This window comes from Paraclostridium benzoelyticum (genome assembly GCF_001006285.1).
GTDB lineage: Bacteria > Bacillota > Clostridia > Peptostreptococcales > Peptostreptococcaceae > Paraclostridium > Paraclostridium benzoelyticum.
The window spans coordinates 1-16,807 of record NZ_LBBT01000309.1; the positions used below are offsets into that span (position 1 = coordinate 1).

A 16,807-nucleotide genomic window follows, 5' to 3' on the forward strand; every position below is an offset into this window, starting at 1 on the left:
ATTTTACCACCTCAATAAAATATATAATTATATATTTTATTTTAAATCTATGGACAAGTAAAGGAAACAAAATGTTACACAAATTTAAAATTAACGATAAAAATATTGTATTTTCCTGTTTTTGCAATTAGATTAAGTAAAATCAAATGATCTAATGTAGTATTTTCAAGTGTTGTAAGATTTTATACCCATCACTTGAAAACCCGATATAGGGTCTATAAGTGTATTTAATTGGAAAAATTGTAAATAAAAATTGGCTAAAACTGAAAATAAATATTCCATTATAAACCTTAATTAAAAAATATGATAGATGATAATTATCTAAAATTATAAAAAATCGAAAAGCAATTAATAAAGATATAAGGGGTCCAGCGGCATTCATTAAAATTGACTTTAAATTATTATACATTGGATTCCAATTTACACAACCATATGATATATCCATTAAGGATGAATAACCATTAAAATAAATAGTTAACCTACCAAATCTAAATCTCGTATTTAAACTAGACGTTCCTATGTAAATGCTTACAATATCATCGGTAAGTATTAATGCGGAAATTGCATGACCTAACTCATGAAATAAAACTAAAATTGGCATTGATAAAATATATATGATTGGATAAATTAAAAAATCTAAGCAACTTAAACTCATATTTCCACCCCTTAGATAATTATATTATCAACCATTCAAATACTATTCCATAAAAATGTAGTATAAGTATTTACATTAAGCAAAGTAAAAATTTGTATCAAATAAAAATTTTAGAATTCTAGAAAAAATGAATATAGATAATAAATGTTTTAAAAATCTTACAAAAGAAAAACATGTAAAAATACTCTCTATATTTTAAAATAAAAAACTCGCTTCGATCATGTCGCTCAAAATTTAATTTTTTTATATTCAACAAAATAGGGGATCACTGCATTTTATAAGTTATCCATAAGTATAATTTACTTAAGCGTAAAAAATGCCTTAGAATCTAGTTAATTAAGATTCTAAGGCATTTTATTTATTTTTAGCAATTAGCTATGAACTTACAAAAAATTTATAATTAATTCTACTCTTCTACAATTACATTCTCTTGTGTATTCGGAATCTGTTGATTTAATTTGAATTTTTTATTTTTAATATGTCCTACAGTAAGTACTGGAATTATTACAACGAAAACACCAATTATACCAGTATATCCGTATCCAATCTTAACTATGTTTGTAAGACCGAAAAGAGATATAGCCATAGATAGTATCATACAGCATAGAGAAAGAACTCCTCTTCTAACTGTTATATTTGATGGAACTTTAATAATATTTTCAAATCTTGCAATTGCACCAAATACACACCCTATACCAGTAGATATGAATGCAAGTAAAAGTACAATAGAGTATAAGACTACAAGCCAGTTTTTACCTATTTGCTTACAAATGTAAAGAATAGGAAGTGTTTCTCCGGAATTTCCTGGAAGCCATGCAAATAACATCATGCAACTAAGTACTATCATTACACTGTTTAATACAAATCCTATTATAGTTGTTAGATTGATTTCCTTATCTGTTTTAAGAGGTTGACAAACACTTACAACTATTGACCATACTATAGCCTGGAACCCAGCATATTGTAGACCTGACCATAGGGCTTCCCAAACTGATGAAGTTGCATATCCAGTTGTTGCTAATTGAACAAAATTATCAGAGTTTGCAGAAATTCCTATATAACATATCAGAGCAAGACAAACGACTATTATTATAGTCATAAATGAAGAGGCACTTCTAATTAGGTTAGCACCAAATATTGTTAGTATAAATAGTACTGATCCGGTTATCACTACACCTAGGTTGTAGCTAAGTCCAAATTCAGTAAATAATGCAGCTGCACCAGCAATAGAGCCTCCTGTAGCAAGTAAAACTATTATTAAGTAACAAATCTCAAATACGATAGGTAGTACCTTATCGTATGGTTCATAAAGTTTTTTAGCTATTGTTCTGTAGTCATAAGCTTGATGATTTTTAGCCATAATCATTGTTTCCCTATAAACTAAAGATATAATACCGATAATTAGGATTGGTATCCAGAAGGTATACCATCCATCTTCAACAAAGAAATTCATTGTCTGATTACCTGTAGCAAAGCCTCCACCGACATGAGCAGCAAACCAAACTGAAGCAACACCCAAAATACCTTTAAAGTTAGGTTTAGAATTTAATGGAGCTAAGTTATTGCTTTTCATTTTAAACATCTCCTTTGGTATAATTGTATTCACATTTGTTGTTATTATAACAACAAATATCTTGTGAATTTTGCAGAATTGTATATTTGAAAATTCTTTAAATCAAATAAGCAGGACAAATGAATGAGTTGATAAATCTATGAATGCAAGAATTCCTGCAATATAAGTATTTGATAAATGTTTCCGATTTCCTTCTACAAAAAATTTAAAATTATTTTCGATTACTATTTATTTAAATGTACTTAATTAGTATTTGAAACTGTTAACAAGCTAATTAACTATAATTGTAATAGTTATATACAAGTTAGAATTTATGTGATTTTGTATCAAAAATTGTAATGAAAAATTTTATTATAAAACATTTTAATATATAAAAACATATAGATATATTTATACTTCAATAATAAATTGATTATAAACTTTTCCATCTCCTACTATAGTTTTAAACAATATACCATTATTTAATTGTATGACCTTTTGGGAGCGTATATTTGTAGATTCACAATTTAATATAACTTGATTAATACCGAGTTTCTTTGCTAAAGGTAATGCAAGTTCTAATATTTTATTACCATAGCCATTACCTCTATATCGTGGAGCTATGTCATAGCCAATATGACCATGTAAAGGAATTGCTTGATGTCTAATTCTAACTACTCCTAAGACATTGTTATCATCATTTACTAGCCAAAAAGTTGATGAGGGAATATACCCTTCGGGTAAATCAAGTCCTTTAGCATTATTGTTTAATTTATTTACGTATTGTTCGAAGTTATTTATTGCTGATTTATACATATTAAAATATTCTAAATCATCGTTTGTTTGATAGTCATTTATATTTTCTAGAAAGCTATGCATATAAATCATATTTGGTATTTTTAACTCTAGTTTTTTATCATAGTATTACTCCTTTTTAGAATTAATGGTATGTTATTTTTGTTATCATATCAATCAGTTTTTAAATAGTAGAATATTTAAGTTCAAAATTTATACATATTAATCCATTGTGTAAAAATAGATTATAAGTTGTGTTATCTTAATTAATAAAGATATTATACTTATAAGGAGATACTTTAGGAGGATGAAAGTGAATTTTGGAGATAAATTAAAGCAATTGAGAATTGAAAATGAATTTTCACAAGAAAAACTAGGTAAAATGCTCAACATATCAAGTCAATATATTGATAAATGGGAAAATCAAGAGGATATGCCCGATATTGAAAGTTTAAAATCTATTGGAAAATTTTTTGATGTAACTGTAGATTCATTAGTTTATGATGAGGAAGAAATCGAAACAAATGATGAAAAGTTTAGCTGGGAAATTATGTGTATATTTGGCTGTATTGGACTTATTGTTGGATTTTTATTCGAAGATTCAGTTCCTAGTTTAGGGATGTCAGGGATTGGATTTGCAGCAATAGGATATTTTATAGATAAACTGATATCAAAGTTTAAACTTAAGAATTAAAACTTAAAAAGTACTTACTATTACAGTAAGTACTTTTTTAATTTAGATATTCCTATTTCTTAACTTTATAACCTCAGATACTAGTTTTCCAGAAATGAGTGCTAAAGTTAAAGCTATTATTATATTAGCAATTAAAATACATTTAAAAACTGTTATATTAATTAGCATTAGAATTGGTACAAGTGAACTTAATATTATAAATTTTTCCTTTTTCATTCCATTCACCCCTTATGAATTTGATATATTTAAAGTTATTTTAACATTTAAGATATAAATGATTTGTAAAATTAGTTCGGTATAAGCATCCAGTTGTAAAATAAAAACTCTCCTAAAACAGCTAATACAAGGTAAATGACTGGTTCATGTTTAGATATAGAGACAGTATTTTTATTTATATATAAACTAAATTTATTTTGGATATTTGATTTATTCATAGAAACAAATATAGGGGACTTACTTACTCGTTCAACTAAATTAATTGAAGAGAACCATATTAAATATCCTAAAACAGCTCCTAATGAGTTCATCATTAAATCATCAATGTCTGTAGCCCTATGATTGAATAATTGGCAAAATTCAATTGATAATGAAAAACATAGTCCGACCAAAAATACTTTACGAAGACTCCTACACTGGTCCCAAATTAGAGGAAGTAAAAAACCTAAAGGCATAAACATTATAACATTTAGTATGTATGTAATAACACCTGATGAATTAAATGGAACTAAGTTTATCTCTTCTATCCGGATGATGTTTCCATACTGGCCTATATCCCACATACTCCCGATTCCAGCTACGTTGATTGCTAAATAAATATAAAATAAGAAAACATAAACCCATATAAAATGAAATATTAAGCCTGTTTCATCTTCTAAACTTTTAGATTTTATAGTAATTATTTGATATATGAAACAAGGTATTATGGCACAAAGAAGTGGGTAAATTATATACATAACTTAAAAATTCCTCCTTTCAAAATTTAATGGGTTAACTAATATAAATACTAACACTGTTTTAGTATTATAAATCTTAAGATTTTCTTAAATTTATGTTGAAATAATAACAATTTACAATAATAGCAGTTTGGTAATGGTATATCTAATTAACTCTTCTAAAATACTTAATCCATTTATTGGATTAAGTGATATTGTTAAGATAACCTTGAATAATGAGAAAGTAGAAAAAATTTCAGATGAACCATTGAGGTATATAAGTAGATCTTATAATGATTTTACAGAGTATATGGAATCAGAGGGATATACAGTGGAACAGATGGGAAGAGGATTTGATTTAAAAAAAGGTAACTATAGAAATTTAGTTGTTGATGAAGGGTTTAAGGGAATATATGAAATATTGAGAGAATGAAAAATGGTTGCTATTATATTAAATTATAATAGCAATCCTTTTTTATATGTAAACAACTAGTGAACTGTATTTTGCAATTTACTTTTAATATCATTTATGTCTTCTGAAAGACGAGTCAAAATATCTAATTTACATGTCATAGTTTCTATTATCTCTTGATATTTTTCCTCTCTTTGTTCTTGTAAGATATCCCTTTTTTCTTGAGCTTTTAGTATGTAAAGTATCAATCCAAATGAAAGTAAAGCCCAAGAACCTTCCTTACCAACAATATTGACAATTTCCCTGATCAATATAAATCACTACCTTTCATAAAATATCTGTTTTTTAATGCTATAAATTTTGAATTTTTATTTTTAGAGATTCAAAATCTCTTTTTAAAAATTTACTACCATTACAAATAATATTTGGTTCTTCCCCATCTTTAAATTCTTCAATTAAAACAGTATTAAATATATCTAGCATCTCCTCTATATACCCTAATACAATTAGTTTTTCATTAGTAGAAAGTTGTTTCATTGAACCCCTCCAAAATTAGATTCTATAGCAATATTATATAGAACATACGTTCTATATTCAACCTGTTTTATAAAAAAAGTGATTGCACTTTTGTATTAAATAGTAAGGTTTAAATTTTTAAGTATTAAATATAATTATGTAAATGACTAAATTTAGATATGTATATTAATATTTGAATTGATTGATATAATAAATATATGATAAAATTTACTTATTAAAGTGATAACACTATTTTAAAATAAATTAAAAGACGCATCTAAATTTACACTATATTTCAAAATTGATTTTAGGAGGTAAAAATGGCAGTAAGTAAAGCGAATACAAGAACTATGGTAACAGTAAGTATGGATTTAAAAAAAGAACTTGATTTAAAGGCAGAACGAGATGGAGATAATCTAAATACAGTTATTGTTAAAGCAGTTTACGAGTATCTGAAAAAAGATCCTTTAGTAGAAAAAACAGTTTTAAAAGATACTAAACACAAGTTAGAAAGAATAGAATACCTAAAACTAAAGAAAGAACAGTTATAAGTATTAATTATAATAGAGCTAAAATAACACCCAAGTCTAAATTTTAGAGTTGGGTGTTATTTTATAAAATTCAATATATATGTTAATTATCAATATATAATTTTTGATTAGAGCTATATTCTTTTATAAGTAAAAATGGCAAGAATACTATTGAATACAATAAAATTTCATAAAAAAGAGTCTTTAGTGTATAAACTTTGCCGTGTGAATTACCAATTATAGGTGCAATCGAGTTATTTAACAAATGTACTAGCATAGGAGCCCAGAGGTTCTCGGTTTTCATGTAAGCATATCCTAAAAATACTCCAAGAGTAGTACATGCAATTATATGAGTAATAACACAGTATATTGGACTTTCAGGGCTATACAAAGTTATACAAAGAGGTAAATGCCAAATTCCCCATATTGGACCTAATAAAATAACTCCTAATCTTTTTCCGTAAAGATTTTGTAAGCGAGGTTGTAAGAAGTATCTCCAGCCAAACTCCTCTCCAAAGAATAGATTACATCCAAAGACTACATTTAAACCCACTATAAATAAAACTCTCATAATTAAATCTAAAATATTTATAGGACTAATTTGAATATATTTTAATTGTGATAAATTACTAATTGTAGTTATTGCTAAAGAAATCAATATTACAAATACAATTTTTTTAAAGTTTTTGTTAAAGCATAAATTTAAAATTTCAAAATCAGATGAATTCATAAAAATGCTAGTTGTAAGATAACAAGATACTAGAACATCTACTAAAAAAGATATCTTTAGGTTGTTTATAAACAAAGATTCAATTATACATAAAATTATCTTTGTAATTGTAGCAATAGAAAAGATATTAAAAAATCTATATATTGATGAGGGAAAGATATAATGATGGCTTATATTTAAAATAGTAATTGCTGAAAATGCGGGAATGTACATAAATAATCCTGCAAAGCTTGATAAAAATGAAATGCTATTTGGTTTTGCAGCGCGAATAAATATGAAGATAGATATAAAAGTAATTAAGCTAAAGTTAATTATCAAGAAGTCCCTTACTTCTTTTTTTATAATCTTAATATCACTATACATTTTAATCCCCCAAGTTTAAAAATTTTATGATAAAATTATAGCACAATTTAAATGGAAAAAAATCACAATAAATATATAAAATTCGCTTCGCTCATGTAGCTAACCACTTCGTCCGTTGCTCAAAATGTTATTTTTTATTTCACTAAAGCGTCTAAATTATGATGCTCAAGATGTTATCCATAAATATTAGTTAAACATAGTTTCTTTAAGCGTAAAAAATACCTCCATAACTAAATCTATAGTTTGGAGGCATTTTTAATCGGTATATTATTAAAAGTCTAAAATTTTATTTAGGTTTTAATAATACAATTAATTTGATAAAAAATCAAATTAATTATTTGTTATTTTAATTTTTAAAGTGTATTTTTTATATTGGAAAGACAAAAAATTACTCTAGATTATCTATAGCATATTGCGCTTCATTTTCTGTAAACTGTTCGCCATGTTCTGATATTAATTGGTCATGGATTGCACTTGGAGACATTGCCATGTCGTTTTGATAAGTTTTTGCCTTCTTTAATGCATTTTCTTTCCAATCTGCGTTTACATTATCTATAGCATATTGTGCTGCTTCTTCTGAAAACTTTTCACCGTACTCTGATGTCAACTGATCATATAATCCAGCCTTAGACATACTCATAGTATCGCTATATGTTTTTGCTTTTTTCAATGCGGATTTATATTCTGTTGGAACATCTTTTTCTGCTTTAACACCTTCTTCTAGGTTTTGAGTCTGACTAACCTCTTGTTCAGCTCCAGTTGTTGCACTATTTGTTTTAGTAGAATCTCCACCAGATGATCCACCTATCACTCCAATTATTACAAAAAATGCTATTATCACAAACCAAGGCCTTTTATATATTGGTTTTTTGTTCTTTGCTCCGCACCCTGGACAAAATTTAGCATTAGATGCTATTTCATTAGAGCAAGATTTACATTTTATTAGTTTTGCCATTTACTTAAATCTCCTTTTATTTAAAAATAGTATAATTTCTATAAAATAGTATAATACATATACTTTGTCGTAATTTGTAAAAAAATGAAATAAATAGAATTTTTTTATTTAATACTTAGATTTATACTAGAAGTAGGAGCTGCATTACTAAGTGATGAACTAGAAGTTGCAAATCAACAATAAGATTTTATATAGATAAATACGTTGTTAATTAGCTATATAACAACATATTTAAAATAAAAAATAGTATCTATTGAACAATTTCAGTAGATACTATTTTATTATTCTATTACTAATTTTATTTTAACCCAACACACCTTACTAAAGCCTATTCATTGCTTAATCTTTTTTACCCAATATATATGCACCAGCACCCATTACTAGTGCTCCACCTGCTATGTTTCCTAATGTAACTACAAATAAGTTATATATTGCACCCATAAGAGTAGCTCCTTTGATAGCACTTGAAAATAATGCTACTCCAAATATAGTCATATTAGCTACACTATGTTCAAACCCACTAGTTATGAAAGCAAATAAACACATAAATATTATTATTAACTTTGCAGTATCATCATTTGTTCTAAATGAGCACATTACAGCCACGCATACTAGTATGTTACAAAGTACTCCTCTAAAGAAAAGATCCATAAATGGAAGTGATGCTTTAGCTAATGATGTTGTAGCGAAAAACTCCATTACAGATCCTTTATTAACAAGTCCTGTACCTACAAATAATCCAGAAACCAAAAGCGATCCAAGCAAATTACCTACAAAACTATAAGCCCATACTCTGAGTAAGTCTTTAGTACTAGTGCCTTTGTTTAACGTACCAGCTGTCATTACCATGTTGTTACCTGTAAATAGTTCACTACCAGTCATTACAACTAAACTTAATGCTATAGCAAATGATACACCCATCATAATTTTTGTCATAGGAGAATTAGCTGATGTTAAAAGTCCACCTATTGTAAAAATTAATAATATTCCTATACCAACATAAAGGCCTGCAAAAGCTGATGATACAATGTATTTTAATCTACTGCTATTTAATAAATTAACTTTGTTCTTAGCAGCGACTGTTAGTTTTTCAAGTGTTTCGTTATGCATAATTACCCCCTAGTTTAAGTTAATATTTTATTCCGCTCCAGTAAATATTTTCATTTACTTTTACTATATCATCTAAATTTACACCTTCTAATGCCCACTTTTTAAATTCCATAAATCCTGTTCTATCAACTATATATCCTATATGCTCTTTTCCTCCTGGAGCATCTTTAGCTATATATTGCTCTACATATTTATAAGTATTAAGTATTATTTTTATTATAGATTCTTCATCTGCCCACAATAAGAAATCTTCTGCTAGCCTTGGATTTTTCTTACCTGTTCTACCCATGATTGCTAGTCTGTAGTATTTCTTTTCATCTCTAGTCCATGCTGAAGTAGGACAGTTTAAAGTACACTCTCCACATCCTATGCATTTATCGTGATCTCTTACGATTTTATAGTTTTCCATACTTAAAGCTTTAGTGGATAGTTTTTCACATTTTTTCACACAAGCTCCACATGATATACATCTCTCTTTTTCATATAAAGGACGTGTCATGCCTATTATTCCAAAGTCATGGGTTCTCGCCTTTATACAGTCATTTGGACATCCAGTTAGTGCTATCTTAAAGTGTAAATCATTTGGATAGATAGCTTTTTCTATTCTCTTTGCAAAGTTTGTTGTGTGATATTGAGCCTTTGGACAGACTTTGTTTCCTATACATGCAGATATATTTCTAGTACCTGCAGCTGGATATCCTTCTTCTTTTTCTGCCTGGTTTATATCCATTTTTTCAATTACTGGTTGTATAAGTTTGTTTACTGATTCCATATCTTCCATCTTTATACCCAGTATTTCAAAACCTTGTCTAGTGGTAATATGTATTTCGCCATTTCCATACTCTGTAGCTATCTTAGAAATTATCATCAAACTTTCTGGATCTACACTTCCACCCGGTATTCTCACTCTAAGAGAAGTTTCATATTTAGTTTTAGTTATTCTAAAAGCATTTTTCATTACTTTCTTAGTATTTAAATCTCTTATCATAGTTATACCTCCTAATCTATTAAATTCTTTGCATAAGAATAATCAAATACAGGTCCATCTATACAAATATAAGTATCATCCATTTTACAGTGTCCACATTTACCTACACCACAGCACATTTTTCTTTCGTAAGATACCCATATGTTGTGCTCAGATAGATTTCTTTTTAAAAACTCTGCTACTGTAAATTTCATCATCATAGGAGGTCCAACAACTACTGCAGATATGTTATTTATATCATCTATCTTCAACTCTGGAATATACTTTGTAACCAATCCTATATTTCCATCATAATCACTATCAGCATTATCCACTGTTACCAATATGTCTAGTTTTTCACTCCATTTATTTAAATCATCTTTGAATAATATATCTTGAGGGCTTTTAAATCCAACTATTAACTTAAAGCTTATACATCTATCAGGATTGTTGTAAAAATGCTCTACGATACCTCTTACAGGAGCTAGACCACTTCCTCCTGCTACAATAACAATTTCTCTTCCCTCGTATAAACTTACATCAAATCCATTACCATAAGGTCCTCTTATAAAAAAGCTATCTCCAACTGTATAATTAAATAATTCACTAGTTACCTTACCTACATTTCTTATAGTAAAATCTATATAATCTTTTCCGTATCCTGATACTGATATTGGACTTTCTCCAAATTTAGGAATTGAAATTTCATAAAACATTCCTGGTAAAACTCCTTCGGTTTTACTAGAAACCCTAAATGTCCATTCTATATCTGTATGTTTAATTATATCTATAATCTTTGAATTAACTGGTATGTATGGATTCATCTACTTTACCTCCTCATTGATATCTACTATGCCTTTTATTTTTTCTACGCACTGTGAAAAAGATATATATTGTGGACAGGCATCATCGCATCTTCCACATCCTACGCACATTTGGTATCCAAATCTTTTATCAAAGTCGTATATCTTATGCATCACTTTAAATCTCATTCTTTCACCTTGTTTTTTTCTAAAAGAATGACCACCTGCCATATCTGTGTATCCATCTACCTGACAAGACGTCCATACTCTTCTTCTTTCTCCTACATTATCATTTTCTTTGTAGTATATATCTTGCATAGTAAAGCAAGTACAAGTTGGACAGACAAAATTGCAACGTCCACATCCTATACATCTAGAATCATACTCATCCCACATTTCATGTTTTGATAGTTCTAGCGGGTTTATATTTTTAGGTAGTTCTACGTGGATAAGGTTTTCCTTAGCATGGTTAACTTCAAACTCCGTATCTTCACCACTAAATACATTTAGATCTTCATCTTTTATATCTAAATAAACTTCATCATTATCTATATTTAATGCCATTGAGTAGTTATCAGTTTTGTTAGACCCCATACTTACACAAAAACAATTTCTAAAACTTTCTTTACACCCAATTAAAACAAACTTTACTTTTTCTCTTAATCTTTCATAGAAATAATCTTTTTCAATACCGTTATTAAGATAAATCTCATCTAATCTTTTTACTCCATTTATATCACAAGCTCTTAAAAATATAATCAATTTTTTATTATCTATATCACTAGTTTTATATTCTTTTTCTGTAAAATAAAATAATGTTTGAGTTATCGGTAGTATAACTTCTTTTGGTGAAAAGTTAGATTTTTTATTAAACTCTATATCCTCTATACTACTTATTTCCTCATATTTAGTTAAATCTGTATCAGAGTAAACTCCTTTAAAAGGGGTCGTTACAGGTGCAAAAATTTTATATTCCGATTTCAATAATTTAAGACCTTTATCGAAGTTTGCTCTATTCAATTTTATCTTCATAATCTCTCCTCCTATATTTTATTAAAGATATAGTAGCATACGATTTTTTGAATGTCTGTGATATATATAACAATATTGATATCTTTTTATCGAATTTATAAAAAAATACACATAACATTAATTACATTGTTATGTGCACTCTCTATTAATTACCTTTAAAGTATTTAGATAAACCTTCTTTTTTTATATAAATATTTTTATTTATAATTTTGACCAATCCATAGTCTTGCAATTGTTTCATTGTTCTTGATAAACTTTCCCTTTTACACCCAAGCATTTCTGCTATATATGTAATACTTATGTTTGCTTTAATAAGTGTCCATTCTCCCTGTTCTAATCCAAACTCTTTTCCCATTCTATATAGTTTTGCTGCAAGTTTTTTATCTATATTTATTGAAGAAGAGTTTTTTAGTTGTCTGTATAGTCTTCTATTAATATTTTGAGTATGAACTAATATATTTTTCATTAAATTAAAGTCATTTTCCATTATTTTTATGAATTCAGATGTAGGGCACTTCAATATAGTTGACTTTTCAAATATTTCACAAGCAAAAATAGTGTTTTTTTCTTGATCTAAGGAAAGATCATTTATTACATCACCATTTTTAAATATGAATATTACCTTTCTCTCACCATTTTCATTTATTTTGTATATAGATACTTTTCCTTTTTCTATAAAATACAAATTATCAATAAATTCTTTTTCTAGGAATAAAGTTTCTTTTCTTTGTGCATGAAAACTTGTCATTATATTCTCTAACTGTTCTTTACTTTCTGGTTTTATATTATCAAATATTGATATGCTATTTATTTTCATCATATTTTACAAATCCTTATATACTTAATTTTTAGTTAATTTTAATCTTTACAATTTATTTTACTACATCGAAAATAGATTAACCATTGTATTTGTTTGTTTTATTAAAAAAGATCACTCAAATGGCAATAAGAGTGACCTTTTTTATATAATTAGATTATTGTAAACAATGTTAATTAAATTATGAAAACGCTAAAAAGTCTTGCCTAAACAAGCCATATAAATTATAAATTTATATTCTGGAAGATCATCAATGATGTGTTTTGATCATAAATTTCAATAGCACAAGTACCACAATTAAGAGATTCTTATGTGATATAAAGATTTCTATGCTCACTTCTATATGGAATGGAACTCCAAGCGAAAACAGCAGAACTTTTAGATACAAAATCTTCTACAAAAGGTTGATTTGGAGTAGTCTTATTTATTTAATCAGTTAAGTTTTTATAAACAAAAGTTTATGTTTTAATGGTAAGTATCTATAAATTACATGATTTAAATTATTAACATTATTGATTATTAAATAGGTTATTAAAATATATGCTTTTCTATTCTATCCATATAACCATAGCTCAAAAAATGTACTTATTTTAAACTATTTATCCCTGTAGCACATATATGTAGGTTCAAATAATCTAAAGTAAATTAAATTATTTAAGGGAATAAACATACAGTTACTTTATTTTTTAACTATTTTTTTATTATTTTCTTAATCTTTCGAACTGTTTATGCAATTGCTAAATTTAATTTTAATCGATTTATTCCAAAATTTGGTTATATAAGCTTGAATTTTACGATTTACAAGCGCGAAATTTAATTATAATACAGAAACCGTAGTTTGATTAATATATATTTTGATGATATCATGAACGTGGCTTAAAAAAGACAAGGACAATTGCGTAGAAATGGGGGTAAAGCAACATGAACAATTTAGAACTTAAAAATTCTTTAAATTATTTTATTGATCAATACTTTAAAGGACTTGAATCGTTAGAATCTAATGAAGTAGTAAAAGTAGCTGATTCTAATCAAATAAATAAACTTAGAAACATAAATATACCTAGTCAGGGGAGACAGGTACAAGAAGTTATGGAAGAAATGATAAAAGAAGTTTATGAGTATGGAGCAAGAGTAAACCATCCAAGATTTTTTGGATTTATACCTGGGCCAGCAGATTTGAATTCTTGGATTGGAGATGTAATGTCCAGTGCTTATAACTTGCATGCTGGATGCTGGATGACAACATCAGCTGCTAGTTTTATTGAAAAAACATTAATTAAATGGCTATCTGAAAAAGCTGGATATAACACAGAACAATCGAGCGGACTATTTGTTTCAGGAGGATCTATGGCAAATCTTACAGCAATGGTAGCTGCAAGAGATAACAAACTTTCATTTGATAAATTACATTTGGGAACTGCTTATGTATCTGATCAAACTCATAGTTCAATTAAAAAAGCACTTAAAATATCAGGAATATCTCCTAAGAATATCAGAAAAATACCTTCAGATTCAAATTATAGAATGAAGATAGATGAACTAGAAAAAGCAATAAGAAATGATATAACAAATGGACTGCATCCTTTTGTTGTTATAGCTAGTGCAGGGACTACAAATACTGGAAGTATTGATCCAATACCAGAAATATCTGATATATGTTCAGAATATGGGTTATGGATGCATGTAGATGGAGCTTATGGAGCATCGATATTATTATCTGAAAACTATAATCATTTATTAAAAGGAATAGAAAATGCTGATAGTTTAAGTTGGGATGCACATAAATGGTTATTCCAAACATATAGTTGTGCAATGGTTCTTGTAAAAGACAAAAACGATTTAGCAAAAAGTTTTAGTGAAAATCCAGAGTATTTAAGAGACTTAGATATAAATGACGATGAAATAAACTATGGAAACATAGGTATTGAATTAACAAGACCGACTAGGGGTCTTAAACTTTGGTTTACATTACAAACTCTAGGAACTAGTGAAATGAGCAGAAGAATTGAATATGGTATTCATCTTGCAGAATATATTAAGAATACATTATTAGGATTTGAGAATTGGGAAATAATATCTGATCCTAAATTAGCAATTATCAATTTTAGATATGCTCCATCTGGAATGTCTGAACAAGATATAGATACACTTAACAATAATATTTCACATTTAGCACTTCAAGAAAACTATGCAGGAATATTTACAACAGTTTTAAATGGTAAAGTTGTTTTAAGAATGTGTGCTATTAATCATGAAACAACAGAAAATGATATAAAACAAACAATAAGCAAACTAGATGAATTTGCAAAACACTTATTAACTCATAACTTTAGTTTAAGTGCTGTATAATATAAAAAAATGAGTAAACCCTTAGATGTAGGGATTTACTCATTTTTGTTTAAATTTCAAGTGTATAAAAACTCATTATGATATTTGCGCACATCTGTTTTTTATACTTACTCTTATATCTTCAATTCTTCTTTTATTTACATTTTCAATTAAAAATGTAAAATTGTCTAATTCAATTTCTCGACCTTCTTCTGGGAAATCACCTAACAATGTAAGTATATATCCATTTAAAGTATCATAGTCACCTTGCTCTATATCTATATCAAATTTATTGTTAAATTCACTTATTGTCAAATATCCTTTTACAATAAAATTACTATCATCAATTTGTGTTATAGTAGATTTAGTTTTATCGTATTCATCCTCAATATCTCCCATAATTTCTTCAATTAAATCTTCCATAGTTACTAGCCCTTCTATTCCACCATATTCATCAATTAATAACGCTAAGTGGACCTTTTTATCCTTTAGAAGTTTAAATAATTCATTTGTTCTAATAGACTTTGAAACAAAATATGGGTCATGAAGCATTGTTTTTAAATTTATATTTTTAAATCCAACCTTCTTAGCTTTTACTAATAAGTCTTTTACATATAATATACCGAGGATATTATCCTTATTATCTTCATATACAGGTATTCTAGAGTATCCTGATGCTATTACTCCTTCTAGTATTTCATCCAAATCATCTTCTATGTCTACCGCAAACATATCATGTCTAGATGTCATAATTTCCTTAGCAGTCTTATCATTAAATTCAAATATGCTATATATCATCTGTTTTTCTTCATTTTCAATACATCCATCTTCTTGAGATTGTGATATTAAAGTTCTAATTTCTTCCTCAGAAACTCTTTCCTCAATATCCATATCATTATTTCTTATTATTTTTAAAACCAGACTAGTTGAAAATGATAAAAGCTTTATAAATGGTTTTGCAATTTTAGATATAATGTAAATTGGCTTTACCGAAAATAATGATATCTTTTCTGCTTTTTTCAAAGCAATTCTTTTTGGTACTAATTCTCCAAATACTAATGTAAAATATGAAAGTATTATTGTTACTATAAACATACATAGTTCCTTATAATAAGGTATACTAAGTGGAGCTAATACATTTGAAAGATGTGTAGATATCCCTGTAGCAGCAGATGCACTTGAGAAAAATCCAGCTAAAGTTATTCCAATTTGAATAGTTGATAGGAAATTACTTGGATCTTCCATGAGTTTTTCAAGCAATTGAGCTTTCTTGTTTCCGCTTGCACTTAATTGTTTTATTTTTGATTTATTTACAGAAACTATAGCCATTTCTGCTGATGCGAAAAACGCGTTAATAGCAGTAAGTAATGCTATTAAAATTATTTGAGGCATAAAGGCCCCGGGGTCTGAATCTAAATTATTCATTTCTTCCTCCTTAAAATAATAAATAAAAAACCATCAGAAATATTTTTTAAAACTAATCAATATAGTCCTGAAGGTATTGTTACCAATCCTATTTTTGTAAATACAGTTTAAAATAAAGATTTATTAAATACTATTTGGTAACTTTTTATTTAAAGTACATTATAATCTATGAATTAACTTTTATCAATATT

The 16,807-nt window shown here is 27.3% G+C and carries 19 protein-coding genes; 4 read left to right on the plus strand and 15 right to left on the minus strand.

Features of this window, described 5'->3' with window-relative positions; translation table 11 throughout:
* Positions 1–151: 151 nt before the first annotated feature.
* The 3 genes from VN21_RS19495 to VN21_RS15210 form a co-directional block, all read right to left on the minus strand.
* A complete protein-coding gene (locus VN21_RS19495; protein ID WP_046824002.1) occupies positions 152–655 on the minus strand; it encodes a site-2 protease family protein in 504 nt (167 codons plus the stop codon).
* Positions 656–1,061: 406 nt separating this feature from the next.
* Positions 1,062–2,228: a YkvI family membrane protein gene (locus tag VN21_RS15205; RefSeq protein ID WP_046824007.1), complete on the minus strand. Its 1,167-nt coding sequence runs from the start codon at positions 2,226–2,228 to the stop codon at positions 1,062–1,064.
* A gap of 390 nt (positions 2,229–2,618) precedes the next feature.
* A complete protein-coding gene (locus tag VN21_RS15210) occupies positions 2,619–3,086 on the minus strand; it encodes a GNAT family N-acetyltransferase (protein ID WP_046824008.1) in 468 nt (155 codons plus the stop codon).
* 229 nt (positions 3,087–3,315) lie between these two features.
* On the opposite strand from VN21_RS15210, the gene VN21_RS15215 reads away from it, so the two are divergent.
* Complete coding sequence (locus tag VN21_RS15215) at positions 3,316–3,696, plus strand: helix-turn-helix domain-containing protein (protein ID WP_052952101.1); 381 nt, start codon at positions 3,316–3,318, stop codon at positions 3,694–3,696.
* A 42-nt stretch (positions 3,697–3,738) separates the two neighbouring features.
* On the opposite strand, the gene VN21_RS18765 is transcribed toward VN21_RS15215, so the two are convergent.
* Together VN21_RS18765 and VN21_RS15220 are read right to left on the minus strand one after the other, a co-directional pair.
* A complete protein-coding gene (locus VN21_RS18765) occupies positions 3,739–3,912 on the minus strand; it encodes a hypothetical protein (RefSeq protein WP_161794415.1) in 174 nt (57 codons plus the stop codon).
* 71 nt (positions 3,913–3,983) lie between these two features.
* A complete protein-coding gene (locus VN21_RS15220) occupies positions 3,984–4,649 on the minus strand; it encodes a VanZ family protein (protein WP_046824003.1) in 666 nt (221 codons plus the stop codon).
* A gap of 136 nt (positions 4,650–4,785) precedes the next feature.
* On the opposite strand from VN21_RS15220, the gene VN21_RS15225 reads away from it, so the two are divergent.
* Positions 4,786–5,061 (plus strand): hypothetical protein, encoded by a 276-nt coding sequence (locus VN21_RS15225; RefSeq protein ID WP_046824004.1) that lies wholly within the window; start codon positions 4,786–4,788, stop codon positions 5,059–5,061.
* A gap of 56 nt (positions 5,062–5,117) precedes the next feature.
* On the opposite strand, the gene VN21_RS15230 is transcribed toward VN21_RS15225, so the two are convergent.
* Both VN21_RS15230 and VN21_RS15235 read right to left on the minus strand, forming a co-directional pair.
* Complete coding sequence (locus VN21_RS15230) at positions 5,118–5,351, minus strand: BhlA/UviB family holin-like peptide (RefSeq protein ID WP_052952102.1); 234 nt, start codon at positions 5,349–5,351, stop codon at positions 5,118–5,120.
* 40 nt (positions 5,352–5,391) lie between these two features.
* A complete protein-coding gene (locus VN21_RS15235) occupies positions 5,392–5,577 on the minus strand; it encodes a hypothetical protein (protein ID WP_025162898.1) in 186 nt (61 codons plus the stop codon).
* A 299-nt stretch (positions 5,578–5,876) separates the two neighbouring features.
* Here VN21_RS15235 and VN21_RS15240 point away from each other — a divergent pair, with 299 nt between their 5' ends.
* Entirely contained in the window at positions 5,877–6,107 is a 231-nt protein-coding gene (locus VN21_RS15240) for a hypothetical protein (RefSeq protein WP_021431878.1), read from the plus strand.
* Positions 6,108–6,189: 82 nt separating this feature from the next.
* Here the strand turns inward: VN21_RS15240 and VN21_RS15245 are convergent, their stop codons facing one another.
* From VN21_RS15245 to VN21_RS15275, 7 genes are all read right to left on the minus strand, one after another.
* Positions 6,190–7,179 (minus strand): CPBP family intramembrane glutamic endopeptidase, encoded by a 990-nt coding sequence (locus VN21_RS15245; RefSeq protein ID WP_046824005.1) that lies wholly within the window; start codon positions 7,177–7,179, stop codon positions 6,190–6,192.
* A gap of 388 nt (positions 7,180–7,567) precedes the next feature.
* Positions 7,568–8,134, minus strand: a complete 567-nt coding sequence (locus tag VN21_RS15250) for an Ltp family lipoprotein (RefSeq protein ID WP_046824006.1) — start codon at positions 8,132–8,134, stop codon at positions 7,568–7,570.
* Positions 8,135–8,473: 339 nt separating this feature from the next.
* Positions 8,474–9,244 (minus strand): formate/nitrite transporter family protein, encoded by a 771-nt coding sequence (locus tag VN21_RS15255; RefSeq protein ID WP_046822964.1) that lies wholly within the window; start codon positions 9,242–9,244, stop codon positions 8,474–8,476.
* Between the two features lie 19 nt (positions 9,245–9,263).
* Positions 9,264–10,232, minus strand: a complete 969-nt coding sequence (gene asrC, locus VN21_RS15260) for a sulfite reductase subunit C (RefSeq protein WP_046822963.1) — start codon at positions 10,230–10,232, stop codon at positions 9,264–9,266.
* Between the two features lie 11 nt (positions 10,233–10,243).
* Positions 10,244–11,035, minus strand: coding sequence for an anaerobic sulfite reductase subunit AsrB (asrB, locus tag VN21_RS15265; protein WP_046822962.1), 792 nt, complete (start codon positions 11,033–11,035; stop codon positions 10,244–10,246).
* Positions 11,036–12,046, minus strand: a complete 1,011-nt coding sequence (gene asrA / locus VN21_RS15270) for an anaerobic sulfite reductase subunit AsrA (RefSeq protein WP_046822961.1) — start codon at positions 12,044–12,046, stop codon at positions 11,036–11,038.
* A gap of 145 nt (positions 12,047–12,191) precedes the next feature.
* Positions 12,192–12,866 carry a Crp/Fnr family transcriptional regulator gene (locus tag VN21_RS15275; RefSeq protein ID WP_046822960.1) on the minus strand — a complete coding sequence of 225 codons (675 nt, stop codon included), beginning with the start codon at positions 12,864–12,866 and terminating at the stop codon, positions 12,192–12,194.
* 918 nt (positions 12,867–13,784) lie between these two features.
* On the opposite strand from VN21_RS15275, the gene VN21_RS15280 reads away from it, so the two are divergent.
* Complete coding sequence (locus VN21_RS15280) at positions 13,785–15,212, plus strand: pyridoxal phosphate-dependent decarboxylase family protein (RefSeq protein ID WP_046822959.1); 1,428 nt, start codon at positions 13,785–13,787, stop codon at positions 15,210–15,212.
* A gap of 75 nt (positions 15,213–15,287) precedes the next feature.
* Here VN21_RS15280 and VN21_RS15285 read toward each other — a convergent pair whose 3' ends face one another.
* Positions 15,288–16,616, minus strand: a complete 1,329-nt coding sequence (locus VN21_RS15285) for a hemolysin family protein (RefSeq protein WP_046822958.1) — start codon at positions 16,614–16,616, stop codon at positions 15,288–15,290.
* Between the last annotated feature and the right edge of the window lie 191 nt (positions 16,617–16,807).